The organism is Pseudoalteromonas sp. MEBiC 03607 (assembly GCF_004792295.1).
GTDB lineage: Bacteria > Pseudomonadota > Gammaproteobacteria > Enterobacterales > Alteromonadaceae > Pseudoalteromonas > Pseudoalteromonas lipolytica_C.
Window position 1 is genome coordinate 456,561 of the sequence record NZ_SRRY01000002.1, and the last position, 26,429, is coordinate 482,989.

Below are 26,429 nucleotides of genomic sequence, written 5' to 3' on the forward strand. Positions count from 1 at the left end.
AACACTCAACTGATGCTGCTACAATAGCACTCAGTTTAAGCCATTAACAGTTACTGGTAGTTGTCCATTTGCAGAGGCCTTACCCATCAGCACTTTTGCAAGTGCAGTAAACGCAGGGCCAGCAATCTTTTCTTCGGTGTCTATATCAATATTGTAAGCATAAGTGGCAAGAACTGCATCGGCAAATTTGCCAAATTGTGAAATATCGTATGGAGCTCGTAAGCTAACAAAAACAGTTTTCTTGTTCGCTAGCTTAGCTTGCTTTAGTAATGACTCTAGTGCTGCTGATTGATCTGCCTTAGCGATAGCAAATTCAGGATTATCAGCTAAATCATCCATTCCGCCTACTTCAACAGCACTTTGTTTTGGTGATGCATTTGCAGCAATGATCACATCGGCCTCATTCATTTCTTTTAAGGTCGAAATTGGCTCGTAGCCTTGTAAGCTAGTGCAGCTAAAGCTTAGTAGTGTATTAGTGTTATCAAGCAGTGCTTGTTGTAGGGCAAAACATTTGCGCGTATCAGGCATGATGATATGTACTTTTGTACCTGATTTAATGTTCAGTGGCAGTGTGTTGTTCTCGTTTTTTACTTCGGTGATAGCTGCAAGGGCTAACTCAGCCTCTACTTTTCTGTGACTTTGGTCACCCAGTAAAAGCTGTGCTTTTTTGATGGCTGCTTCATCATCAAGCTTTGTTGTGAGCTTAAACTTTTCTTTAAGCTTTAAAATACGTGTTGCAGAAGCTGTGATCTCATCGGCGTTTAAAGTACCGTGCTGAACTTCTTCCTCTAATCGGTCTATAAGAGCTTCAAGTACCTCTAAATCTTTTGGACTTCTGATTTCGATTGGCATAAGGGCAATATCAACACCTGCAGCGAAGGTATTTACAACCGCTTCGATTGGCTCAAAGAAGTGGCTGATACCAGCCATGTCTAGTGCATCTGTGATCACAACACCTTGATAACCAAGCTCATCACGTAGTAAATCAGTGATGATTTTACGCGACATGGTCGCTGGCTTGATCATGGTTTTCCCTTCTTTACTAACAAAGGTGCTGTCATCTAGGGCTGGGTATTGGATATGCGCAGTCATAATCATACCCGGTTGCTGATTTTTAATTATGTCTTTAAACGGCGGTAAGTCTTGCTGCCAAATAGTCTCTTTGTCATGCATTACTTTTGGCAGGCCAGTATGACTATCGACGTTTGTATCACCATGACCCGGAAAGTGCTTTAACGATGAAATAACGCCATTATTTTCAAACCCTGCCACTTGTGCGCCACCTAGTTTTGCAACCAACTGCGGATCTTCGCCGTATGAGCGCACGTTAATAACTGGGTTATCTGGGTTCATGTTCACATCAACTGTTGGCGCATAGTTAACATTTACACCAAGTGCCAACAGCTCTTCTGCTATTATACGGGCAGACTCTGTTGCGAAGTGTGTACCGTGTTCTTTATAAGTTGCGCCAATCGACATATTACCGGTAAATGAAGTGCCAACATCACGTGGTATACGAGCTACGCGGCCACCTTCTTGGTCTATTGAAATAAATAGCGGTAAGCCAAGTTCAGACTTTGCAGCAGCTTGTTGTAAGTCGTTATTAAGTTTGATTACTTGGGGCACGGTATCGATATTTTCAGCAAATAAAATAACACCACCAATGTTGTGTTTGCTGATGATATTAGCTAAATCAGCAGGTAAGCGGGTGACTGGCGTTCGACATTTTTGCTCGCCGGTGTCTTGCTCACAGTAATAGCGCAAGTCGAGCATCAGCTTTTGCCCTAACTGTTGTTTTAAAGTTAACGCAGATTCAGCAAATGATGATTGTAATGGCATGAAACACCCTAATCCGATAACCAGTGACGATAGTGCAAACTTATTTAACACAGCAAGCTCCAAAGCTAAACGCTTATTTGATTTTTAGAATAAATTATTCTTGATGTTAATGGGTTTTTAAATATAAATACAGTATTTTTTTGCTACCCTAGCGGTTTTTTTGTCTAACTGCAAAAAGCTAAGTTAGATCACCAAATAGGGCTATTAAGCTTAAATAACCAAGTCTTTATTACTGCAAAGGTGCTAGTGAATTGATAATTTATCAATTTAATTGGTCGCTTTTTAAGGCAAATTAAAGTAATAATATATTCCATAATTATCAGCGCAGATATGGCAGGCCAGGGGGCGAGATGGCTTTTACTCAATTGCACGCATTTAAACAGCAAATTACACCTTTTTTACCAGAGTCAGCATTAATAGAAGATTACTCACGTCGATATGCCTACGGCACTGATGCCAGTTTTTATCGTTTGGTGCCTGAGCTCATCGTATTGGTGAGTAACCAAAATCAAGCAAAGCATGTGATAAGTGCAGCACAACAACATAAGGTGGCTATTACCTTTCGAGCAGCTGGAACCAGTTTGTCTGGGCAAGCAATTACTGACTCAGTATTAGTGTTACTGTGTGATAGCTGGAGTCAATTTGAAGTTTTAGATGATGGTGAAGCTATTCGTCTAGAGCCTGCGATTATAGGAGCGCGAGTAAACCAAATACTGGCACCTTATGGTAAGAAAATAGGCCCTGATCCCGCATCGATTAACAGCTGTAAAGTAGCCGGCATGGCGGCAAATAATTCATCTGGAATGTGTTGTGGGGTGGCACAAAACAGCTACCATACAGTCAAAGATATGACCCTTATTTTTGCTGATGGTACTGTGCTTGATACCGCAGATAGTCAAAGTTGTGAAAAGTTTTTACAAAGTCATGGGGCATGGGTTGATGAGTTAATGAGCCTTGTTGACAGTGTTAAAGAAAATAGCGACTTAAGTGAGCGTATCGCCCATAAATACCGGTTAAAAAACACCACAGGTTATGGTTTAAATGCGTTGCTGGATTTTTCAGAGCCAATTGAAATCATTAAGCATTTAATTATTGGTTCTGAAGGAACTCTGGCGTTTATTGCTGATATTACCTATCACACAGTGATTGAGCACGCACACAAACATACCGGTTTCTTTATTTTTGATGATATCAGCAAGGTGTGTGAGCTGGTGCAAAGGCTGAGTGAGCTTGATGTTGCTGCGGTTGAGCTACTAGATAAACGTGCCCTGATGTCGGTGTCTGAGCATGCCATAATGCCAAAAGAAGTGGCCAGCTATCCCGAGCAGTCAGCGGCACTTTTAATTGAGTTAAGAGCAGAGAATACAGATGCCCTTGCGTTACTAACACAAACCACGCAGCAACTTATTGCACAGTTTAGTCAAAGCCAATTAGCTGCGATTGATTTTTCTGCTGATAGTGCCCGTAATGCGGCACTTTGGAATATCCGTAAAGGCACCTTTCCTGCTGTCGGTGCTGTGCGCGAAACAGGCACCACCGTAATTATTGAAGATGTTGCCTTCACGCTTGATAAATTAGCACAAGGCGTGAACGCACTTCATCAGCTCTTCATTAAATATGGCTATGATGAAGCCATCATTTTTGGTCATGCTTTAGCGGGTAACTTGCATTTTGTATTCACCCAAGCGTTCGATACACAAGATCAAGTTAATCGTTATGAGCAATTTATGGCCGATGTGGCTAACCTAGTAGCGGTTGAGCTAAAAGGATCTTTAAAAGCAGAGCATGGCACAGGGCGTAACATGGCACCTTTTGTAGCAACAGAGTGGGGCGATGATGGTTTCGCTGTAATGGTTAAGCTAAAACAGCTATTTGATCAACACAACATTCTTAATCCTGGTGTCATTATTAATCATGATAAAAATGCCCACACTCAGCATTTAAAAGTCATGCCAAAAAGTGATGATATTATCGATACCTGTATCGAATGTGGCTTTTGCGAAGTTGTTTGCCCATCAAAAGGTCTTACCTTAACACCAAGGCAGCGTATTACCTTGTGGCGACACCGCACTGAGCTACACAATCAATTGCTAACAACCGATGATTTAGCGAGTAAGCAGAAATTAAACCAAAAGCTCAGTGTTATCGAGGCTGACTTTAAATACCTTGGTATTGATTCGTGTGCGGCGACGGGACTTTGCGGGCTAAAATGCCCGGTCGGAATAAACACGGGCGAATTTATAAAATCGCTCAGAGCAGAGCAAGCTTCTTCAAGCAAAGTGACACGGTCATTATCTCGCTTTGCCAGTCAGCATTTTGCAGTTGTCGCATCTGGCGCTCGATTTGGCTTAAACGTGATGCACGTGCTCGAAAAAGCAATAGGTAGTAATAACCTAAGAAGTCTTAGTAAACCTGCTCATAAGTTGCTTGGTACGCCGTTGTATTACTCGGCTTGGCCAAGAGGGGAGCAACCAATAAATAATAATTCTAAACAACCCCAACAGGTTAAAAAGTTGGTGTATATGCCTAGCTGTGCAACTCGCGTTTTTGCAGCAGATAAACTTGCCGATGATAAACGACCACTGATTGATGTTATGCATTCATTAGCCCAAAAAGCGGGATTTGAGGTTGTAATACCTAAACAAGTAGATTCACTGTGTTGTGGAATGCCATTTGCGAGTAAAGGCTTGAATAAAGAGTTTTTAAACAAAAGTGAGCAGTTACTTACTGAGCTTGAGGCGCTTTCAAATAATGGCCAATATCCCATCGTTTTTGATGCCAGCCCTTGTGCGCTCACCACCTTTAATGCCGCGCAAAATGCATCACTCACAATTTACGAAAGTGCCGATTTTGCAGCCCAGCATTTACTGCCTAATTTGCAAGTAACGCCAGTGAATGAGCCTGTGATGCTGCATGTTACTTGTAGCTCAAAGCGATTAGGTAAAGAGCAAAGCTTAGTGTCGCTTGCCAAGGCATGTAGCAATGAAGTGATTATTCCAGCTGATATTGAGTGTTGTGGTTTTGCCGGAGATAAAGGATTTAACTTGCCAGAGCTAAATAGCAACGCGTTAAAAACCCTTAAACAACATGTGCCAAAAAATTGTAGTCGCGGTGTGTCTAACAGCCGTAGCTGTGAAATTGGTTTAACTGAGCACAGTGGCATTAGTTATCAGTCAATTTTGTATCTACTCGATAAACAAAGCCATGCAATACCATAGACTTAACGGCTAATTTAATGGGCTAGTCTGACTAGCCCATTTCTTAAAAACCTACACTTTCCAAAAAATGCCTTTGCGGTAGCAGCCATACATCACACTATAAGACACCACTAAAAACAACAGCGAAAATACAAATGATGCTAAATAATCGTTGCTTATAAACACTTGTATTAAGCCGTAAATACTGCCTTTTAAGCTGCTATCGCCTATTGGAATCATTATTAATAGGCGTGCAAATACGCCTGCAAACATAAAAAAGAGTATCGCATTGGCGCCAAATACAATAAAGGGTGCGCCCCAGCTTCGTACTTTATAAATATCTAAAATGGCACTGCACAGGGCATACGTAATAATAGCAAGCCCAGAGCTGAGCAACACATAGCTTGGTGTCCATAATGCTTTGTTGATAGGCGTTAATGGCGAAATAGCATAGCCGGCAAAAACAGCTAATATGCCTGCTAAGATAAATGCGTGGGCTTGCTTTTTAAGATCAGGTTGTTTTGTTAAGTAAACCGCAGCCAAGATGCCACTTAGCGCACTGGCAATGGCAGGCAGTGTTGAGAAAAGCCCCTCAGGATCAAATGGCAGTGGCTTAGCATTCGCATAATACACATGGTGACTACCTAAAACCGTACTATCAATAAAGGCACTTAAGTTATTGCCATGTAACCATAAGCCACTCACTACCTCGCCGGTTGGCAAGGTATAAGGGATATAAAACATGGCGGCGCCATAAAATAATAAAAGAGTGATGCAAGTAATGGCTATTTTCTTAGGCGATAAATAGAGATAACAACACAGAGCGACTAAATACACCAAACCAATACGTTGCAGAACGCCTAAAACTCGCAGTTGCAATAGTTTGTCATCAACCCAGCTGAAAGAGGGATCTCGAAAGTTGTAATAAAACAGGGCTAAAAACCAACCAAGAGCAATAAGCTTAAGGGTGCGAATAACACCTGCTTTTACTATTTGCTGATCACTCATTCCTTTAGCGCGCAAGTTATTTACTGATAGCGTGATAGACATGCCGACAATAAAAATAAAAAACGGAAAAATTAAATCAGTCGGTGTCCAACCATGCCATTGTGCATGCTTTAATGGCCAATACATCGCTCCCCAACTCCCCGGATTATTTACTAAGATCATAGCGGTGATAGTTAGCCCCCGCATTACGTCTAATGCCATAAGGCGGTGTGTGGGGAGTGACTTTATAATATCGGAACAATGTTGGCGCATAAGAAAACTTTATTTTTATTTTGTCTTAACATTGTAATAAATTATTACTTCAAAGCAAGTTACTTTTTGTTCAATTACTGACCCGTAAAGCTTTAAACGCTTAGCTTAGTATTTGATTGAAAAAACATTACAAGAAATGAATTGCCATTACTTGGTTGAACCATCTATTTGCAGATTTTTTCACTTAAATTAAGGATGTTTCCTTTGTAAAAATTAGTAACTTGCAATTAGAGTAATTACACTTATTTGTTTGCGCTAAATCAAATTCTGATAAAAGTTTTATAGAGGTACACAGAACAAATTGCTAGTATAAAGGTATTAGATGTACCCGATATGGAATTTTGGGCCCATATGTGAGAAGTATCGTGCTTAATAGTCTTAGCAAACGCTTAAACCTACGTCGTTTAATTTTATTATTAGCGTTTTCTGCAACGCTTATTACCTTTTTAAATAGTTATTACTCGAGCTACCAAGTTCAAAAACAACAACTAATAGATAAAACAATGAGTAATCACAAAGCCTATGCTGCTAAGTTGGTTTCGGCTACTGATAACTTTTTGTTAGCTGCTCAGCAACAGCTTGCTTATGTAGGCAAAATCCTTGAAGAAGACTTTAATAATCAGAAGCTTATCAGTGCTGAAGCAGAGCGCTTAAGATTACAAACTAATAGTTTTAACTCGATTATAATCGTTAATAAACAAGGCGAAATTCTTGGCGTATCGCCGCAGTCTCTTGAACTTCAAAATCGTAAAGTAGATAGTTTTGGCACCAAGGCTGCTTTGTCATACCGTATTCCTATGATAAGCGAGCCTTACATTTCTATGGCGGGTAATTTACTCATTTTTATCTCGCAACCTCTATTTGATAAAAACAGCAATTTTATTGGTTATGTTGGCGGAACTTTATACTTAAAGCGCGCCAGTATCTTAAATCAGTTATTGCAAGTTCATTTCTATCAAGACGGCTCTTATTTATATGTGGTTGATGAAAACCATCGTTTACTTTACCACCCCGATAAATACCGTATTGGTGAGCAAGTATTTGATAACCAAGTAATTGAAGAAGTACTAAAAGGGAACTCAGGGACTCAGCTTGTTACCAATAGCAAAGGCGTTGCAATGCTTGCTGGCTACGCACCGATGACAGTAGCTCCTTGGGGAGTAGTAACCCAGCGTCCACTAGACAGTACCCTTGCACCGCTCGACAGCTTAATGTGGCAAGTATTTGTAAAAACGGCACCTATTGGTTTACTCACTTTTGTATTTATTTGGGTGCTTGCGCGTTTAATTGCGCAACCTTTGAGACAATTAGCTGAAACCGCCAATACTCTCGATCGACCATCTACTTCGCTTGAGCTGACACAAATTCGTTCATGGTACTTTGAAAGCAATGAGCTAAGAAAAGCCATGCTTAGAGGTGTTGGCTTATTACACAGTAAAATTGGCTTGTTACGTCAAGAAGCACAAACGGATCCATTAACCTGTTTACATAACCGCCGTAGTCTCGATATGCAGTTAAGTCACTTTATAGAGCAGCGTTGTCCATTTGCGATACTGGCAATCGATATCGATCATTTTAAACGGGTAAATGACGAATATGGGCATGATATTGGCGATGTAGTATTGCAATCACTTGCTAAAATCTTGCTGGATGTCACGCGCGATGGCGATGTTGTTGCACGTACAGGAGGTGAAGAGTTCATTGTGATCATGCCAAAAGTTGAGGCAAAACGTGCGTATCAACTGGCTGAGCGTTTGCGTATGCGCGTCTCAGAAAGCTTTATAGATCCAGTGGGCTGCATTAATGTATCAATAGGTATTTCGGGCTGGCCTCTGGAACAATTGAGCCTCGAAGAGGTGTTTAAATTGGCTGATCAAGCTTTATATAAAGCTAAAAAGACCGGGCGCAATCGCTGTGTTGTTGATGGCAGCTACTATAAAGAGCTTACCCCTATTTCTGACACTCCAGTGTTGGAATAAGTTATTTTATATGCAATAGTGAATGTTATTAAGTTATTTACGGACAAATCGATATGGCATTTACTTTACTCGCTCGATTAATAAAACCAATTATGTTTGCAAGCGTTGCTCTGACATGGGGTAATAATGTTTACGCAAACTCTGATGACGACAAGCGCAGCGAGTTTATTGATGTAGGCGTATTGATACCGAATGCAGTGTTGGATATTCGTTATTTTGGTCATCATAATTTTGTTGGCAAACCTATAGATGGCTACAATGCACCTAAATGTTTATTACATAATAGTGCTGCTACAGCCCTTAAAAAAGTACAAAATGCCGCTCAAAATGAAGGGTTAAGCTTAAAGATATTTGATTGCTATCGACCACAACGAGCAGTCGATCACTTTGTGCGTTGGGTGAACGATTTAGAGGATACCCGCACTAAAGCTGAGTTTTATCCAAATCTAGGCAAAGACAAGCTACTAGGTGATTATATCGCCGCTAAATCGGGCCACAGCCGTGGCTCAACAATTGATCTAACCTTAGTCGATGAAAAAGGCAAAGAGCTCGATATGGGCTCACCCTTTGATATGTTCGACACCCTGTCAAACACCGACGACCCGCGCATAAGCGCAGAACAAAAAGTCAATCGATATAAACTAAAAACCCTCATGACTGATGCCGGTTTCGCCCCTTATTCAATGGAGTGGTGGCACTTTACCTATCAACCTCAAGCATACCCCGCTACCTATTTTGATTTTGTGGTGGAGTAGTTAAGTTAGCGAGTTTAGAGTTACGAGATGGCGAGCTGGCAGCGATTTTACATCGCGTCCTAGAACCCAGGGGCTAGAACCTAGAACTTAGCGCATGATGACGCGGGATAAACCCGCTGCTACAAGCTGCTACAAGTAGGCGTGAAACTTGTAGCAGCGCATCTGAAGGCTGAGAGCTCCTTCATGTTGGGTTTCGCTGGCTCTAGCCAACCTACATCACCTCTTTTATCGGTGAATAATCAACTTTAATTTCAACAATATCGACATTGGCATTTTGTTTAAAAACGTCTTGCACTTTTAATAAATCAGTATCTTTTTCAGCAAGGTATCGATATGTTTTGTTGGTCATTTTTTTTAACGTATATTGGCTGCTAAGCTCTACCGGTAAGCTATTATCTTTGAGAGTTAAATAGATAGCGCCGGTAGCAATACCAGGCTCTTTCATCGCGTGATTAAATACTTCAGTGCCTTTGGTTAAAGTAGGCGCGGCAAAGGTAATTTTTTCGCCATTATTGCTAAAAGCGTTAATTGGTTTTTGTTTGTTAATCTCGACCACTTTTTTAACATCTTTATCTAAAACTTGTTCTTTTTGTGAACTGCTTGCTGAGTGTTGCGAGCTATCTTGTTCGGATATTTCACTTTTTTGACAGCCTGATAAGAGTATTAGCGCTAGTGTAACTAACTGTATATTAATTGCTTTGTTCATTGTTGACCTGTTTGTTCGTTACTTTTGTTTACAATTGATTCTGTCTTTTGATTGCCAGATTAGGTACATTGGCTTTGGTTATGATTGTTAACCGAAAATAAAAATATAACAATAGGGAACGTAAGGAATGTCTCAATTTAAAGTAACTGCTGTTGCAACTATGGTAACGGCTATCTTGGCATCAACTCAAATACAAGCAAGTGAACAAACTCGCTTTTACAACGCATCAAGTGTTAGTTCTCAAGTACAGTTTAATCCTCAAGTATCTCAGCAACGTGCATTAGCTGAGCGTCGTACTGTATCAGGGCACAAATCAATTTTCGATGAGCAATTAGGTAAAGCTACGTTCCTTTGGAATGCGGTAGGTCAAGCTAAGCCAGACATGGCGATGATCCTTCCTGAGCAGCGCAATGCATACGCTGCTGATTTTTATCTAAATGCTTTAACGGGCGTTAGCGCTCTGAAAAAAGGTGTATCGAGCGCCGTACTAACTGATTTATCTGAGCAGAAGCTTGGTTCAATCACAGCTAAATACAAGCAAAAAGTACATGACATTGAAGTATTCAACCGTGAATACAACCTGATCATGGACAAAGAATATAACCTAGTTGCAGGTTCTGGCTACTTTGCAAACACAAGCGCTAGTGCAACCAAATCGTTCGCACCACTTGCTGAATTTGTTGGCGCGGAGCAAAGCATTAAACGTGCGATTAAAGAACTTGCTGATATCGACGTATCGCTAACTAAATCAACTGAACAAGGCGACTATGTTAAGTACAATGTGTCTAACCAAACTGGTGACAAAATTGTACTAGGCCAGCCACGTGCTAAGAAAGTATTCTTTGAAGTAGCGGGCGAGTTGCAATCTGCATACTACGTTGAAGTAGAAGTTGCTGATAAAAACAGCCTAGAAAGCGATTACTTCAGCTACGTTATTGGCGCACAAAACAGCAAAGTTTATTTCAAGAAAGACTTAAAAGCACACGCGGCAGACTTTAACTACCGTGTATGGGCTGACGAAGATGGTTATCCGTGGGAAGGTCCTCATGGCGACGTGATCCCAGCTGATGGTCCAGATCAAATCGATGAAACTGAAATCCTAGATGCACCACTTGTAAGTTTGTCTTACTATAAAAAACTAAGCACGATGGATCCGTGGCTTGCTGATGATGCTACAACCACTTCAGGTAACAACGTCTTTGCTTATGCCGATGTAATCGCACCTCAAGGTTACACTGAAGGTGACTTCACTGCTGAAACTACATCAGACTTTACATTCGATTACCCTTATCAAGTTGACCAAGTAGCAAACAGCTACGATAACCGTAAAGCGGCAATCGTAAACTTGTTCTACATGAACAACTTCTTACACGATTTCTTCTACGACCATGGTTTTGACGAAACATCAAATGTTGCGCAAGTATCGAACTACGGCCGTGGTGGTGTTGAAGGCGACCCAATCGAAGCGCAAGCACAAGATAATAGCGGTTTAAACAACGCAAACATGTCTACGCCTGCAGATGGTGCAAGCCCTCGCATGCAAATGTATTTATACAATAGTAAAGATGCAAAAGTAGGCATTGACTATGGTGTGGTTGTAACATCTGACGCGACCATTGGTCTTCTAGATTCGTCAAAAGTATCTAGCTTTGGTCAAATGCAATTTGCTGATATCGCTGGCGAAGTTGTTCGTCTAGTGGACGATAATAACGTTGATTCTGGTAGCGTAACTGATGGTTGTGAACCTGCAACAAACGCAGCAGAACTAGCTGGTAAAATTGCGCTAGTAGACCGTGGTTCTTGTAACTTCACTGCAAAAGTACTACACGCTCAAGAAGCGGGTGCAATTGGTGCAATTGTTGTGAATAACAACCCAGATACTGATGAGCCAGCGCCAATGGGCGGTGAAGATGATGCAGTGCTTATCCCTAACATGGGTCTTAACTTTGCTGACGGTCATGCACTTTACGATGGTATCGATGCTGGCGAAACTGTTACTGTTAACATGTTCAATAAAGCTACGTTAAAAGACGGTACGTTAGATAACGGTATTATTGCTCACGAATGGGGTCACTATATCAGTAACCGTTTAGTGGGTAACTCATCGGGTCTTATCAACTTCCAAGGCCGCGCGATGGGCGAAGGTTGGGGTGATTTCCACTCATTGATGTTCATTGCTAAAGCTGATGATATTAACATCCCGGGTAACGACAAGTTCCAAAAAGCATACGGCAGCGGTACTTTCGTAGAAGACTTCTATTATGGTATCCGTCGTGTTCCATATTCAACAAATATGGACGTTAACCCACTGTCTTTCCGTCACATTACTGAAGATGCTGGTGATGATGTAGGTATTGCACCAACGAGTGTTGCTTCACCACATGCTGCAGGTGAAATTTGGGCAACCATGCTTTGGGAAAGCTACGTAGCGCTTATCAACAAGCACGGCTTTGAAGATGCTCAAAACCGTATGGCTAACTACCTAGTTGCTGGTTACAAGTTAACACCAGTTGCACCATTATACACAGAAGCACGTGATGCAATCTTAGCGGCTGCATACGCAGTTGACCCTGAAGATTACAAACTAATCTTAGGTGCATTTGCTAAGCGTGGTATGGGCTTAGGTGCTCAAGCGCCAGATCGTTTCAGTGAAGATTTAACAGGTGTTGTTGAATCTGACAAAATGCAACTTGCAAGCTTTACCCTAAAAGATGTTGAAATGAATGCAAGCTACAATGGTGTTGAGCTTGGTTATTGTTCAAACGACAACATTCTTGATAAGGGTGAAACAGGTACTTTAACTGTTAGCATCATGAATACAGGTAGTGAAGTACTAACAGGTACACAAGCACAATTAACTGTTGTGAGTGGCCACGATGTTACATTTGAAAATGATGGCTTAATCACATTTGACGATACAACACCGTATGCTTCGCAAACAAGTGCGCCAATTAAGTTCACATTAAACGATGCTGGCACTGCTGATACGCTTGAAATCGAAGTGTCATTCCCTGAGCTTTCTGCTGATGATGAAATCGTTGAAGCTCTAAGCGATACAGTATCTTACCTTGTAAACATGGACTTTGAAGACAAGGCACCTGTTAGTTCACAAACTGCTGATGATATGGAAGTAGCAGGTACATCATTACGCGACTGGAAAGAGCACGTAATGACAGGTGATGACTTAGCTGTTGGCACGCAAAGCATGGCAACTGGCGGTAATGTTAACTTCTTCAACAGCTTTGGTTTTGGTCTTGGCGAGCAAACAATGTACTTGAACAACAATGACTTCCAGTCAGATGTTGCTATTGAGTCAAGAGAGTTCGATATTGGCTTTGCAGGTGAATTTGAAGTTTCATTCTGGCACTTCTACCTAATCGAAAACGAGTGGGATGGTGGTGTTGTAGAAATCAGCGTGAATGGTGGTAACTGGGTTGATGTTACTGAAATGGGCGGTTCATTTGATGTTGGTTACGACGGCCCACTAATCGAAAATGACGCACAAGCACTACAAGATCGCGATACCTTCACAGGTAACAATATTGATAATGGTGTTTATGGTAACTACGAAACTATTCGTTTTGGTACTGAACTAAACGGTAACCGTGCAAAATTACGCTTCCGTATCTCATCAGACAGCGCAGTACGTGAGTTCGGCTGGTGGATTGATAACGTGACTGTAAGCAATGTAACGTCACCAATCTTCTCGAACGTAATTGCTGGTGATACGTTAGCATGTGATAACGCACTTCCTATTATTAGTGTTTCTGGTGATGAAACGGTTACTGAATCGGCTTCAGGTACTGTGTCTGTTACAGCAACAGACCGTAACAACGACACACTAAGCTACACATGGACTCAAGTGAGCGGTACTACAGCAACGCTTACAGGTGCTGATACGGCTACTTTAGGCTTCAAGCCAGGTGCTATCTCAAGCGATGACGAGTTAGTATTTGAAGTAACTGTGAGCGATGGGACAGATTCTGTTTCAGAGCAGTTCACTGTTGCTGTAACTAACGAAGCTGAGCCAGTAGAAGAGAAAAAAGTAACTAAATCTAGCAATGGTAGCTTTGGTTTCTTAACGCTTCTACTTGCACCATTAGCGCTTATCGGCCGTCGCCGTAAACGTAAATAATACTTTTAAATAGTGATAACAAAGCCCTTACAGCTCGCTGTAAGGGCTTTTTTGTTTTTAAGTTAGCGAGAGTAAAGTTAGCGAGTTTCGAGTTTAGAGATACGAGATACAAGGTAGCAGATTTTACATCGCGTCCTAGAACCTAGCCCCTTTTTGTAGGCGTGAAACTTGTTTCGCGCGTCTGAAGACTGATAGCTGGAAGGTTCTTTACGTTGGGTATCGCTTCGCTCGACCCAACCTACGTGAAGAGTAAAGAGGTTAAATGTTGTGGGGTTATCAATACTCGATAACCCCACAATTCGGCTTAAAGCTTAAGGTAAACTATTGAACCGTTGCTTTTAAGCCACGGCGTTTTAACAACGCAGACGTATCAGGCTCTTGACCACGGAATGCTTTAAACGATTCCATCAGATCACGCGAGTTACCTACTTCTAAAATTTCTTTGCGGTATTTTTCACCCATTTCGCGAGTTAAACCACCTTGCTCTTGAACATAAGCAAACGCGTCTGCAGCTAGGATTTCACTCCACATATAAGCATAGTAACCAGCTGAGTAACCACCGCCCATTGAGTGTGAGAAGAACGCAGATTTATAACGTGGTGGTACAAATGGTACGTTAACACCATGCTTAGTAAGAGCTTGCTCTTCAAACTTTTCAATGTCTTGTAGTGGCGCATCAGCAGAAAGTGAGTGCCATTCCATATCAAGTAGTGCAGCAGCAACATACTCTAAGGTATCAAAACCTTGGTTAAAGCTACGAGATTGAATGACTTTTTCAAGTAGCTCATCAGGAATTGGCTCACCTGTTTTATGATGTTTCGCATAGTTAGCGATAACTTCAGGGTACATTGCCCAGTCTTCTTCAAAGGTAGAAGGAAACTCAACGAAGTCACGTGATACCGAGGTACCTGAAAGTGTTGGGTATTTAACTTTTGAGAACATACCGTGTAAGCCATGACCTAGCTCGTGGAAAATCGTTGTTGCTTCATCGTAGCTGATAAGTGTAGGTTCACCATTCGCGCCTTTTTGAATGTTCATTACATTCACAACTACAGGCTTTTGATTTTTTAGACCAGACTGCTTCACAAATGAGCTCATCCAAGCGCCACCACGTTTACCTTCACGAGCAAAGTAATCGGAATAGAAAATAGCTAGGCTTTTACCATTTTCGTCAAATAATTCATATGCTTTCACATCAGGGTGGTAAACTGGTAAGTCGCTACGTGGTTTAAAAGTAATCCCATATAAACGGTTCATTGTATAAAACACACCGTCTTCAAGAACACGATTAAATTCGAAATACTCTTTTACTGCATTTTCGTCTAGGTTGTATTTATCTTTGCGAACTTGCTCTGCGTAGAATAACCAATCCCATGGCTGTAGCTTAAATTCTTCACCAGACTCATCGATCTTAGCTTGAATAGCCGCTGCTTCAGCATTAACGTTTTGCATTAATGCAGGGATCATGCTCGCAAACATATCAAATACTGCTTGAGGTTTTTTCGCCATTTGTGACTCTAAACCAAAATCAGCCCAGCTGTCGTAGCCTAATAATTTAGCTTTTTGAGCGCGTAAGTGAGCAAGCTCTGCCACGATATCGCGGTTATTATTTTCACCTGATAGCGCACGCTCAGCCGATGCACGCCATACTTTTTCACGCAACTGACGGTTTTTAAGGGTTGCTAATATAGGCTGGCGAGTTGTATTGGTGATCTTAATTAAGTACTTACCGTCATGACCAGCTTCCGTTGCTGCATTAGCAAGCTGTTCAATTTGACCCGCTGGTAAGCCTTCAAGCTCAGCTTTGTCATCAACAATAACAACATTTGTTTTTGTCAGTGCTAATAAGTTTTGCGAAAACTGCGTCGTTAAACTTGAATGCTTAGTATTGATATCACGAATTTGCTGTTTTTGTTCGGCATTTAATTGTGCACCAGCGCGAACAAAACGCTTGTAGTAAACATCAAGTAAACGTTTTTCTTCGGCTGTTAATGCTAGTTTGTCTGCATCGTTATAAACCGCTGCTACTTTTTCAAAAAGTGCTTTATTAAGAAAAATATTATCGTTATGTGATGCTAACTTAGGTGCTAATTCTTTTTGGATTTCACGGCGAGCAGGGTTTGAGTCACTGCCTGCTAAGTTATAAAAAATGCTACGAGTACGGGTTAACAGCTCACCACTTTTTTCAAGAGCAACAACAGTATTGGCAAAATCAGGCTTTGCAGGGTTGTCGATGATAGCTTGTACTTCAGCCATTTGCTCTGCCATGCCTTTATTGAAAGCTGGCATAAAGTGTTCATCTTTAATAAGGCTAAAATCAGGCGCCTCGTATTGCAGTGCACTTTTAACAAATAGTGGGTTTGCTTGTTCAGCTGCAGTTACTTCTGCTGTTTGTTCAGTTTTACGCGTATCAGCTGTAGTTTGAGGCTCAGAACAGGCCGTTAGTAATAACGCTGAGCTGATCGCGGTTGCGACTAGGTGTTTCATAGTGTTTCTCTTGTCATTTTTTAAAGTAATTGTACTGATATAACGTTATGTCAGCACTTTATGTAATCCTAGTGTTGGTTGTTAGTATGAGATTACACAAAGATGGCACGAATGTGTGCATGAGTGAGGCTGATATAACTTTGCGGTTAATATATAGAGCATACTGTGTATCGATAGCAATAATCTCATTCGTTGCGATAAGGTGATTATTGGCTGCGATAAGTGGTTAATTTTCGTAAATGTCAGCGTATCTTTTTCGACTTCTCAAGCTAAATTGTTATCAGATACTGTTTAAAATTAATACTCATAATGCAAGTTCGTCCTTACGTTTATAGCTGCATGACAATGATGGTGTGAAAGGTCCAAAAATTAGCTCTTGATAAAGTTTTGTAATGTTATATTGTATCATTTTCTTTGGTGCGATAGCACTTATTCAGTTCATCAGAATTGATGCTTTAGCAATATATATAAATAATACAAGAAGTTGATATGCAATTACCCGATATAACCTCGCACTCTAATACAGATTTTCAATCACCTTTAAAATGGGTTGGCATGGAAGGTATCGCATTACCTTGTAAACTTGCACAACCTAATGTTGAGGCGCACCTTAATGCCAAAGCAGATATTTTTGTCAGCCTTGATAGCGATGCAAAAGGCATTCATATGTCGCGTCTCTATTTACTACTTAATCAGCTATTGGCTAAACAAAGCTTAACTAGTCAGCGTGTTAGTGAGTTTATGAATGCCGTTTTAGCATCACAAAAAGACTTAAGTAAAAGCGTAAAACTGGTGCTGCATTTTGATTTACCAGAGCTAAAACCTGCGCTCCTGAGCGACCATTGCGGTTACAATGCTTACCCTGTAGTTTTAACCATCACGAAGCAGCAATCACTTACCATTAACTTAAAAGTCGATATTGCCTATAGCAGCACGTGCCCATGTTCAGCGGCATTATCGAGGCAGCTTTTGAGCGAAGCGGTCGATAAACAGTTTAGCGATGCCGCTATTGATAAAGCATCTTTAATCAATTGGCTCACAAGTGAACAGGGCTCTATTGCAACCCCTCATAGCCAGCGCTCATATGCGTATATCGATGTCACTTTTAGTAACGAAAAGCTTCCGGATATTAGTGGCTTTATCACAGTCTGTGAGCAAGCCATAGGGACCCCAGTGCAAACCGCCGTTAAGCGTGAAGATGAACAAGCATTTGCCGCCCTTAACGCAAAAAACTTATTATTTTGCGAAGATGCAGCAAGGCGGCTAAAGCAGTGCTTCGAAACCATGCCAGGTATTACTGATTACCAATTTAAAGTGGAGCATCAAGAAAGCTTACACGGCCACAATGCTGTGGTTTATGAGTCTAAGTATTAGGCCCTACAGCCTTATTTGGTTTACAAACTTTGACATTAGCGGTCGCAAATTATTGCTATTGGCTAGCACAATGATAATGATAAGAGCGCTAACAAGATAAACATAACAAATATAAAGGACGACTATGCGTTTTAAATTTATTGCTGCTGCAGTGGGTCTGGCTGTAGCAAATGTTGCTGTTGCCGACGAAGGCATGTGGCAACCTCACCAGCTACCAGAACTTGAATCTATCCTAAAAGCGAAAGGCTTAAGCATTGATGTTGAGTCAATTTCAAAATTGACCGAGTTTCCGATGAACGCAGTAATTAGCCTTGGTGGTTGCACTGCTTCGTTTGTTTCACCAAAAGGCTTAGTTGTAACAAACCATCACTGTGCCTATGGTTCGATTCAATATAACTCAACCACCGAAAATAACATTTTAGAAAATGGCTTTTTAGCTAAAACAACGGGCGAAGAAGTACCTGCAGCGCCGGGTTCTCGTGTTTATGTGACAGAGCAAGTGACAGAAGTTACCGATAAAGTAAACCAAGGTACTGAACAGCTAACAGGTAAAGCACGTTTTGATGCCATTGAAGCAAATGAAAAAGCACTTGTTAGTGAGTGTGAGCAAGACCAAAGCTACCGCTGTAATGTGTATACCTTCCATGGTGGTCTTGAATATTACTTAATTAAAGCGCTTGAAATTAAAGATGTACGTTTAGCATATGCACCAGCGATGGGCGTAGGTAAATACGGCGGCGATATCGACAACTGGATGTGGCCGCGCCACACCGGTGATTTCTCGTTCTATCGCGCGTATGTTGGCAAAGATGGCAAGCCTGCTGAATATTCAGAAGATAACGTACCGTACCAGAGTGATGCGTTTTTAAAAGTAAGCGCTAAAGGCGTACAAGAAGGCGATTTTGTGATGGTTACCGGTTATCCGGGCAGCACAAACCGCTACCGTATTTCGCCTGAAGTTGATTACGTGTTTAACACAGCCTACCCATTAGCGCGTAAATATAATTCTAAATATGTCTCGTTAATTGAAGAAAATGCCCCGGATGGTTCAGAGGCACGAATCGCTTATGAAAGCACGATTGCGGGTTACAACAACTACATTAAAAACTATGGCTCAATGATTGAGAGCTTTAACAAAGGTTCAATGTATAGCCGTAAGCAACAATTTGAAAAAGATCTCACTGCGTGGATCAATGAAGATAGTAAGCGCAAAGCTAAATACGGACATGTACTTGCTGATTTAACGGCGTTAGTTGCTGAGTCTCAAGAGCACAACCAACGTGACCGTATGTTAGGTTACGTACACCGCTCACAAATGATGTCATCGGCTCGTATGCTGTATCGTTTAGCTTATGAAAAACAAAAGCCAGATGCTGAGCGCGAAAGCGGTTATCAAGAGCGTGATATGCCGCGTATTAAATCACGCCTAGAAAGCATGAGTCGTCGTTATGATGAAACCGTTGATAAAGCCATTTTATTGTACTTTATTGAGCAATATGCAGCTTTGCCAAACGATGAGCGAGTTGCAGAGGTAGATAAAGCGCTTGGTTTAACCAATGGTTTTGATAAACAAAAACAACAAGCGTTACTTGATGATATGTATGCTAAATCGGTTCTTGCAGATGAAAGCAAACGTTTATGGATGACAGAACTTGACCTTGCTCAGTTAAAGCAAAGTAGCGATCCATTCATTCAATACGCTCAGGCTGTTTTTGCCGTTACTAAAGACATTGAAGATGCGAAAAAAGAGCTGGCTGGTAAACAGCAAGCTGCTCGCCCTGCATTAATGGAAGCAATTATCGCTTATAACAAGGCACTTAATAAGCCTGTTTATGCTGATGCTAACAGCACCTTGCGTGTAACTTACGGCACGGTAGGCGGCTATTCACCGCAAGATGGCTTAGTGGCAACCCCCTTTACATCTTTAGAAGGCTTGCTTGCAAAAAATACCGGTGTTGAACCATTCAACTCACCAGAAAAGCAAAATGAGTTAATTAAGCAAAAGCTTTATGGCGATTACACCGGCGGTATGAATACGGTTCCGGTTAACTTTTTATCAAATGTAGATACCACAGGTGGTAACTCAGGTTCACCAACATTAAATGGTAATGCTGAGCTAGTTGGTTTGTTATTTGATGGTGTTTACGAAAGTATTATTGGTGATTGGGATTACGATGAAAACTTAAATCGCTCGATTCACGTTGATTCACGATACATGTTGTGGGTGATGGATAAAGTTGATAATGCTCAAAATCTACTTAAAGAGATGACTATCGTTAAGTAATCTAAGTTTAACGTTAATTTAAGCATTAAAATGCCAGTCTTATAGACTGGCATTTTTGTTTTTTATAAAAATAAAAACATTAAATATCATGAGGTTGAAAAATATTTATAAAAATTAATTTTTCTTAAGTTTTATTTAAGTTTCGCTCGATAAATTTTACACATAACCTAAGTGGAGCGAACAATTATGCTTTCAGTTCAACAATCACATCAAACTCAATTTCAAGAGCCTGCCTTTGTTTGCACGCGTGAAGGAGGTCAGTTCCGCGACCGTCTTGAGAGTAATATTAAGCAAGGTTTTGCTGCAGCTTATGATGCGAAAATTTCGCAGTTCATGCCGCTTCTTTGTGAGCTGAATGTTGATGATGAAGTATGTACGTTAGGTCTTCGCTCTGCATCACAACCTTTGTTTATTGAACAATACCTCCCTGTGTCTATTGAGCACTTTGTTGGTGCCAAGCGTGAGCACATTTTTGAGTTAGGTAATTTATGCTCAACGCATCGAAAAGCCACCTTGGCACATTTTGTTTTAATGAACGAAGCACTCTACCAAGCGGGAGCAAAATATTTAGTGTTTTGTGCAACCCGCAAAGTCAGAGCGCTATTAAAAATGCTAGGTGTTAATTGCAAAGAAATCGGTGTTGCAAATGCACAAGCACTCCAAGATCCAGCAAGCTGGGGTAGCTATTACGACAACCAACCAACCATTTGTGTGGTTGACCTAAACGAAGCACATCAACGTGTATTAAACACCCCAGTTTTATTCAATATTAAACAGCAGTGTTTACAGTCATCCCTTGAATTGGCTGTTTATTTGGAGGCGCTATGAGCTGGTTAACACAGTTACCACACAAAGATAGCGATACCTTAATGGTTTGCCATGAAAGTAATGGTGTGCGCTCAATAACTAAACAAGATTTTACTGAACAAGTAACTCGTCTGTTAGCTACTTTGGTTGAGTTTAATGCCGAGGGTGTTGCCTTTCAATTAGATAACACACCTGCTTGGTGTGTATTAGAAGCTGCGCTTAGCGAGCTTAAAAGAGTGGCTATTCCGCTACCAACGTTTTTTACGGCTCAGCAAATAGCGTTTGGTTTGCAAAACAGTGGGGCAGGGCTATTTGTATGTGACCGCGCTTACGAAGGCGAGCATGCTAAATTAGTGGCGTTAGTCGATGTATGTAAGCATTACCCTTTATATGTTTACCAATTGAGTAATACACAGCCAGTTCCTTATTTTGCAAACACGCAAAAGATTACCTTTACGTCTGGCTCAACGGGCACACCAAAAGGCGTGTGTTTATCGCTTGAAAGCCAATTGCAGGTGGCAACATCACTTTATCAAAGCATTGGTTTAGAAAAACCAAACCATTTATGTTTACTGCCGCTACCGGTTTTGCTTGAGAATTTAGCCGGTGTGTATGCGCCGCTATTAGCGGGTGGCACGGTTAACTTAGTGCCTTTAGCTGAACTTGGTTTTTCAGGTGCACAGCTACTTGAACCACATAAATTAATAGCCGCAATTGAACGCACTGAGCCACATACCCTTATTTTAGTGCCTGAGTTGCTGACTTGTTTAGTGGCTTTTGCAAAGCAAGGCTGGCAAGCACCTAAAAGCTTAAAGTTTATTGCAGTGGGTGGCGCGGTTGTAAGCCAAGCACTTATTAAGCAAGCCCGAGAGTTCGGTTTACCGGTTTATCAAGGCTATGGTTTGTCTGAGTCTTCATCGGTGGTGAGCCTAAACACGCGCGATGATGATGACATCGACACCGCAGGGCGAGTACTTAAGCACATTCAATACAAAATTGAAAATGGTCAGCTTTATATCAAAGGCTCATTGTTTTTAGGGTACTTAGGTCAAGCAGCGCAAAGTGCCGACGATTGGTATGCAACTGGCGATCTCGTCACTGAGCAAGCAGGCCGCTTGGTTATTCAAGGTCGCTTGAAAAATCAGCTGATCACCAGCTTTGGGCGCAATATCAGTGCCGAGTGGCCAGAGTCGTTATTGCTTAGCCACAGCCAGGTACAACAAGCGGTGGTGATTGGCGAAGGCCAAGCATTTTTAGCTGCGCTTATCTATGCAAACCAAGCGATGAGTGACGATGAACTTGCTGCTCATATTGCGGCACAAAACGCGCAACTACCCGAATACGCACAGATCAAAAAGTGGCATCGAATGGCAGAGCCTATGAGCCACACGCAAGGTTTATTAACCAGCAATAATCGCCCCAAACGCGATGTTATTAATCAATTTTTTGCTACAGAGATTTCAGCACTTTATCAAGAGGCGACGAGCATGAGTCAATTTTTCAATACATTACAAGCCGAAACACAGAAAGAGCGCGACTACCTTTTAGCTGCGCCAATTATTAGCCGCGTTTTTAAAGGTGAAGTCAGCCTGAGTGAATACGCATCGTTCTTAACGCAAGCTTATCACCATGTTAAACACACCGTGCCACTGCTAATGGCTGTAGGCGCAAAGCTAAGCGATAAACAAGAGTGGTTGCGCGAAGCTGTTGCAGAATACATCGAAGAAGAGTTAGGCCACCAAGAATGGGTGCTAAACGATATTGCAGCCTGTGGTTTTGATAAAGAGTTAGTGCGTCATTCTCGTCCACAATTTTCGACTGAATTAATGGTGTCGTATGCCTACGATACAATTAATCGCGGTAACCCATTGGCCTTCTTTGGCATGGTGCATGTGCTTGAAGGCACCTCGATTGCCTTAGCCGATAATGCAGCGGGGCAAATCCGTGAGGTTGTAGGTTTACCTAAAAAGGCGTTTACCTACCTTACCTCGCATGGTGCTCTTGATATTGAGCACGTGAAGTTTTTCGAAAATCTGATGAACAAAATAGATAACGAGGACGATCAGCAAGCGATTATTAACGCCGCAAAATGTTTTTATAAACTGTACGGCAATATTTTCCGTGACCTCGATTCAGAACCTTTCTTTAGCGAGGCTGACTTGGAGCAAAGCGCATGAGTAGCCCAGTGTGTGTGCTAACCGGTGCAACAGGGGGCATTGGCCGTGCCATTGCCCTTCGCCTTGCAAAAGAAGGTTGGCGTGTATTATTGGTAGGCCGAAATATAAAGCAACTTGCTGCATTGCAATTGGAGTGCGGCAATGACGCTGAGTATTTTCAAGCCGACCTAAGTAACAGTGAATCTCGCAATGATCTTGCTAAGTTTGCCCAGCAAATTGGCGGCGCAACGCTGCTTATCAATAACGCGGGCGTTAATGTGATGCAAGGCTTTAGTGAAATAAGCGAGCAGCAAATTGATCATCTGTTAAATATTAATCTAAATGTACCTATTAAATTGTGTCAGCTGTTTTTACCACAAATTACCCGTAATAAAGGCACGATTGTGAATATAGGTTCATCGTTTGGCAGCATCGGCTATCCATATCAAACCTTGTACTGTGCCAGCAAATTTGGCCTTAGAGGAATGACCGAAGCCCTTGCCAGAGAGCTTAGTCACAGTGATGTGAAAGTATTGTACTTAGCGCCTCGTGCCACCGATACCGCGATTAATTCGCCGCAAGTACGTGCGATGAACAAAGAGTTGGGTAACACCATGGACCCGCCTGAAAAAGTGGCTGATGCATTAATAGATTTAATTAAATCCAAAAAACGTCGCCGTTTTATCGGCTTCCCAGAAACATTATTTGCTCGTATTAACGGGGCATTTCCATCATTAGTTGATAACGCAATAGCAAAACAACTTCCTAAAATTAAAAGTTTTTTTGCCAACTAAATTGATTAAGGTGAATGATTATGACTAAACTAAATTTTAAAGCTCTAATGATGATAGCTGTTATCATGGCTGCGCCTGCAAAAGCCGACTTTAATAGCGATTTAAGTTCGGTGCAAAAGCAATGGGCTGTGGTTAATTACGAATTAGTTGACGATGCGCAGCTAGATGCCTTTGAAAAGTTAGCGAATGAAACCGCAGAGTTTACAAAAGCGAACGATCAGCAAGCGGCAAGCCATATTTGGTACGGTATCGTGTTATCGAGCTATGCAGGTGCGAAAGGGGGATTAGGTGCGCTGGGTCTTGCAAAAGATGCCAAAGCACAATTTGAAAAAGCGCTTAAGCTTGATCCACAAGCACTGAATGGTTCGGCTTATACAAGTTTGGCAACTTTATACGGCAAAGTGCCAGGTTGGCCAATTGGCTTTGGTGATGATGATGAAGCCAAAAAACTGTTTAAAAAAGCCCTTGAGCTAAATCCTTATGGAATCGATAGTAATTATTTATATGCGTCATTTTTATATGATGAGTATAAGTATCAGTCAGCTAAAGAATTTTTATTAGTAGCTCAGCAAGCGCCAGCGCGCCCTGATAGACCAAAGGCAGACCTTTACCGCCAACAAGAAATTACTAAACTATTGGCTAAGGTAGAGAAAAAATTAAAGAGATAAGCTATGCATTTATTGCTCGTTGAAGACGACCACTTAGTGGCAGAAGGCCTGTGTCGTTCTTTACGTCAACAAGGTTATAGTGTTGAACACAGTGCAACCGTTAAGTCAGCGATGCAATGGCTGCAAAATGATGAAATTGAGCTGGTAGTCCTTGATTTAGGACTACCAGACGGTGATGGCATCGACATTCTAAAGCACATCAAAAAGCATCGTAAAAACCTGCCGGTGGTGATTTTAACCGCTCGCGGTAGTATTGATGATAAAGTCATGGGGCTAGATTTAGGTGCTGATGATTATCTTGCAAAACCTTTCGATCCCGCAGAGTTATTTGCACGCCTTCGGGTTGCTAGTCGGCGATTGACCCAAGCTCAAACCAGCACCTTAAAAGTTGGCGATGTTGAAATGGACACCGCCGCATTTACCGTAAGATTTCAAGATGAGCCGGTAAACTTGCCGCGCAAAGAGTTTATGCTCCTTAAAGCCTTGCTAGAAAACCAAGGTCGCGTGCAATCAAAACAACAGTTAGAAAGTAAACTATACGAATGGGGCGAAGAGGTGGGGTCAAATACCATCGAAGTGCACATTCATCACTTGCGTAAAAAATTCCCAAAAGAGTTTATTAAAACCTTGCGTGGTATTGGTTATGTGGTGGGTAAACGCTAGTGTCAATTCGTAAAAGACTGACATTACTTATCTTATCCATGGTGATCCTAACCTGTTTTTTGGCTTTTACTAAAGGTTATCGTGAAAGCATGAATCAGGCTGAAGCGCTGCTCGATAACGAGCTGGTAACGTTGGCGCATGTGTTAATCGAGCAACCACTTAGTAATGAAACCCCAGCTTATACGAGTGATTTACCGCAGTTATTATTTCAAGTTTGGGTTGATGACAGCTTGGCCTCAAGCTCAAAGTCATTGCAGAATAACGCTATAAATCAAAGTCAGTGGCAAACCGGGTTTAGCGTTGAGAACTTGGCCGGGCAACGAGTCAAAGTGTATCGCTTAAGCGAAGGTAATAAGCGAGTGCTTATTGCTGAGCCTTTGAGTAAGCGAGTGGCGCTCACCGAAACTGTAATTTTATCGGCTATGACGCCGCTGTTATGGAGTGTGCCTATCCTTGCTCTCCTTATTAGTGTGTTTGTAAAACAAGGGCTTGCGCCACTAACTCGGTTGTCGAATCAACTTAAACATCGTCAGGCAAATGACTTTACGGCTATCCCTTGGCAAACCCCAGAGCAAGAAATAAAACCCGTAATTAGCCGCTTAAACGACCTATTTAAACGGGTTGAAAGTGCCTATTTACGAGAGCGCTTTTTTGCCTCTGATGCAGCCCATGAACTGCGCACGCCGCTGAGTAGTTTAAAAATAAATGTACATAATTTAGTTGCCCAAGGTGTCGATAGTGTTGAGCTTGATGCGATGGAAAAAGGCGTTGATAAGTTGAGCAATATCGTTGAGCAGATGCTAATTTTAGGGCGGACTTATCCAGAGCAATGGCAGGCGCAATTTAGTTCAGTGTCGGTGTTAGAAATTAGCCAGCAAGTTGTTGCACAACTTTATGATCGTATAGACGAAAAAGAGCATATCATCAGCATTGATGGCGATGATTTTATTATTGCTGGTGACGAATTTACCTTGATTACTTTGTTTGGCAATTTACTGAGTAACGCCATAAAATACACCCCAGCTGTGGGAGAGATTTGTATTACCCTGAAAACCGAAAATAATCGTTTTATCTGGCAAATAGATGACTCGGGACCCGGTATTGATGAAGCTCAAAAACAGCGCATTTTTAATCGCTTTTATCGCGTGGGTGGTGATAAACATCCATCGGGTGAGCAAGGAGCAGGGCTTGGTATGGCCATTGTTGAACACATAGTATCGATTTATAACGCTGATATTACTTTAGCAGACAGCCACCTTGGCGGCTTGCGAGTGAGCGTTTCCTTTATGCAAGGAGACGTCAGTGAATAAATGGATTGCTGCACT

Annotated in this window: 16 protein-coding genes and 1 pseudogene; 13 read left to right on the forward strand and 4 right to left on the reverse strand. The window is 41.6% G+C overall.

What is annotated here, in order from left to right; translation table 11 throughout:
• Positions 1-30 precede the first annotated feature (30 nt).
• Positions 31-1,839 carry a glycoside hydrolase family 3 protein gene (locus E5N72_RS19055; RefSeq protein WP_135926683.1) on the reverse strand — a complete coding sequence of 603 codons (1,809 nt, stop codon included), beginning with the start codon at positions 1,837-1,839 and terminating at the stop codon, positions 31-33.
• A 350-nt stretch (positions 1,840-2,189) separates the two neighbouring features.
• Here E5N72_RS19055 and E5N72_RS19060 point away from each other — a divergent pair, with 350 nt between their 5' ends.
• Positions 2,190-5,057: an FAD-binding and (Fe-S)-binding domain-containing protein gene (locus E5N72_RS19060; protein WP_135926684.1), complete on the forward strand. Its 2,868-nt coding sequence runs from the start codon at positions 2,190-2,192 to the stop codon at positions 5,055-5,057.
• 51 nt (positions 5,058-5,108) lie between these two features.
• Here E5N72_RS19060 and E5N72_RS19065 read toward each other — a convergent pair whose 3' ends face one another.
• Positions 5,109-6,296, reverse strand: coding sequence for a heparan-alpha-glucosaminide N-acetyltransferase domain-containing protein (locus E5N72_RS19065; protein ID WP_135926685.1), 1,188 nt, complete (start codon positions 6,294-6,296; stop codon positions 5,109-5,111).
• A 353-nt stretch (positions 6,297-6,649) separates the two neighbouring features.
• Between E5N72_RS19065 and E5N72_RS19070 the strand changes: the two genes are divergently transcribed.
• Both E5N72_RS19070 and E5N72_RS19075 read left to right on the forward strand, forming a co-directional pair.
• Positions 6,650-8,275 carry a sensor domain-containing diguanylate cyclase gene (locus E5N72_RS19070; protein ID WP_346763509.1) on the forward strand — a complete coding sequence of 542 codons (1,626 nt, stop codon included), beginning with the start codon at positions 6,650-6,652 and terminating at the stop codon, positions 8,273-8,275.
• A gap of 53 nt (positions 8,276-8,328) precedes the next feature.
• The gene (locus tag E5N72_RS19075) at positions 8,329-9,030 is read left to right on the forward strand and encodes a M15 family metallopeptidase (RefSeq protein ID WP_205994331.1); all 702 of its coding nucleotides are present in this window, start codon (positions 8,329-8,331) and stop codon (positions 9,028-9,030) included.
• A 211-nt stretch (positions 9,031-9,241) separates the two neighbouring features.
• Here the strand turns inward: E5N72_RS19075 and E5N72_RS19080 are convergent, their stop codons facing one another.
• Positions 9,242-9,736 (reverse strand): hypothetical protein, encoded by a 495-nt coding sequence (locus E5N72_RS19080; RefSeq protein ID WP_135926686.1) that lies wholly within the window; start codon positions 9,734-9,736, stop codon positions 9,242-9,244.
• A 127-nt stretch (positions 9,737-9,863) separates the two neighbouring features.
• Here E5N72_RS19080 and E5N72_RS19085 point away from each other — a divergent pair, with 127 nt between their 5' ends.
• Positions 9,864-13,871, forward strand: a complete 4,008-nt coding sequence (locus tag E5N72_RS19085) for a rhombosortase-dependent M36 family metallopeptidase (RefSeq protein WP_135926687.1) — start codon at positions 9,864-9,866, stop codon at positions 13,869-13,871.
• A 321-nt stretch (positions 13,872-14,192) separates the two neighbouring features.
• Here E5N72_RS19085 and E5N72_RS19090 read toward each other — a convergent pair whose 3' ends face one another.
• Positions 14,193-16,358: a M3 family metallopeptidase gene (locus E5N72_RS19090; protein WP_135926688.1), complete on the reverse strand. Its 2,166-nt coding sequence runs from the start codon at positions 16,356-16,358 to the stop codon at positions 14,193-14,195.
• Positions 16,359-16,847: 489 nt separating this feature from the next.
• Between E5N72_RS19090 and folE2 the strand changes: the two genes are divergently transcribed.
• The 9 genes and pseudogenes from folE2 to E5N72_RS19130 all read left to right on the forward strand — a co-directional run bounded on the left by folE2 (position 16,848) and on the right by E5N72_RS19130 (position 26,414).
• Positions 16,848-17,732 (forward strand): GTP cyclohydrolase FolE2, encoded by an 885-nt coding sequence (gene folE2, locus E5N72_RS19095; RefSeq protein WP_135926689.1) that lies wholly within the window; start codon positions 16,848-16,850, stop codon positions 17,730-17,732.
• Between the two features lie 124 nt (positions 17,733-17,856).
• On the forward strand, positions 17,857-20,016 hold the full coding sequence (locus E5N72_RS19100; RefSeq protein WP_135926690.1) for a S46 family peptidase: 2,160 nt from the start codon (positions 17,857-17,859) through the stop codon (positions 20,014-20,016).
• A 186-nt stretch (positions 20,017-20,202) separates the two neighbouring features.
• Positions 20,203-20,844 carry a thermostable hemolysin gene (locus E5N72_RS19105; RefSeq protein ID WP_135926691.1) on the forward strand — a complete coding sequence of 214 codons (642 nt, stop codon included), beginning with the start codon at positions 20,203-20,205 and terminating at the stop codon, positions 20,842-20,844.
• A 41-nt stretch (positions 20,845-20,885) separates the two neighbouring features.
• A pseudogene (locus E5N72_RS19110) lies at positions 20,886-21,836 on the forward strand (AMP-binding protein); the annotation flags it as partial.
• Between the two features lie 474 nt (positions 21,837-22,310).
• Positions 22,311-23,000 carry an iron-containing redox enzyme family protein gene (locus E5N72_RS20675; protein WP_205994345.1) on the forward strand — a complete coding sequence of 230 codons (690 nt, stop codon included), beginning with the start codon at positions 22,311-22,313 and terminating at the stop codon, positions 22,998-23,000.
• A complete protein-coding gene (locus tag E5N72_RS19115; RefSeq protein ID WP_135926692.1) occupies positions 22,997-23,773 on the forward strand; it encodes an SDR family oxidoreductase in 777 nt (258 codons plus the stop codon). The genes E5N72_RS20675 and E5N72_RS19115 overlap by 4 nt, the downstream gene beginning before the upstream one ends.
• Before the next feature lie 50 nt (positions 23,774-23,823).
• On the forward strand, positions 23,824-24,441 hold the full coding sequence (locus E5N72_RS19120; RefSeq protein ID WP_240704578.1) for a hypothetical protein: 618 nt from the start codon (positions 23,824-23,826) through the stop codon (positions 24,439-24,441).
• Between the two features lie 3 nt (positions 24,442-24,444).
• A complete protein-coding gene (locus E5N72_RS19125; protein ID WP_135926694.1) occupies positions 24,445-25,104 on the forward strand; it encodes a response regulator transcription factor in 660 nt (219 codons plus the stop codon).
• Positions 25,104-26,414 carry an ATP-binding protein gene (locus E5N72_RS19130; protein WP_135926695.1) on the forward strand — a complete coding sequence of 437 codons (1,311 nt, stop codon included), beginning with the start codon at positions 25,104-25,106 and terminating at the stop codon, positions 26,412-26,414. The genes E5N72_RS19125 and E5N72_RS19130 overlap by 1 nt, the downstream gene beginning before the upstream one ends.
• The last annotated feature ends 15 nt before the right edge of the window (positions 26,415-26,429 follow it).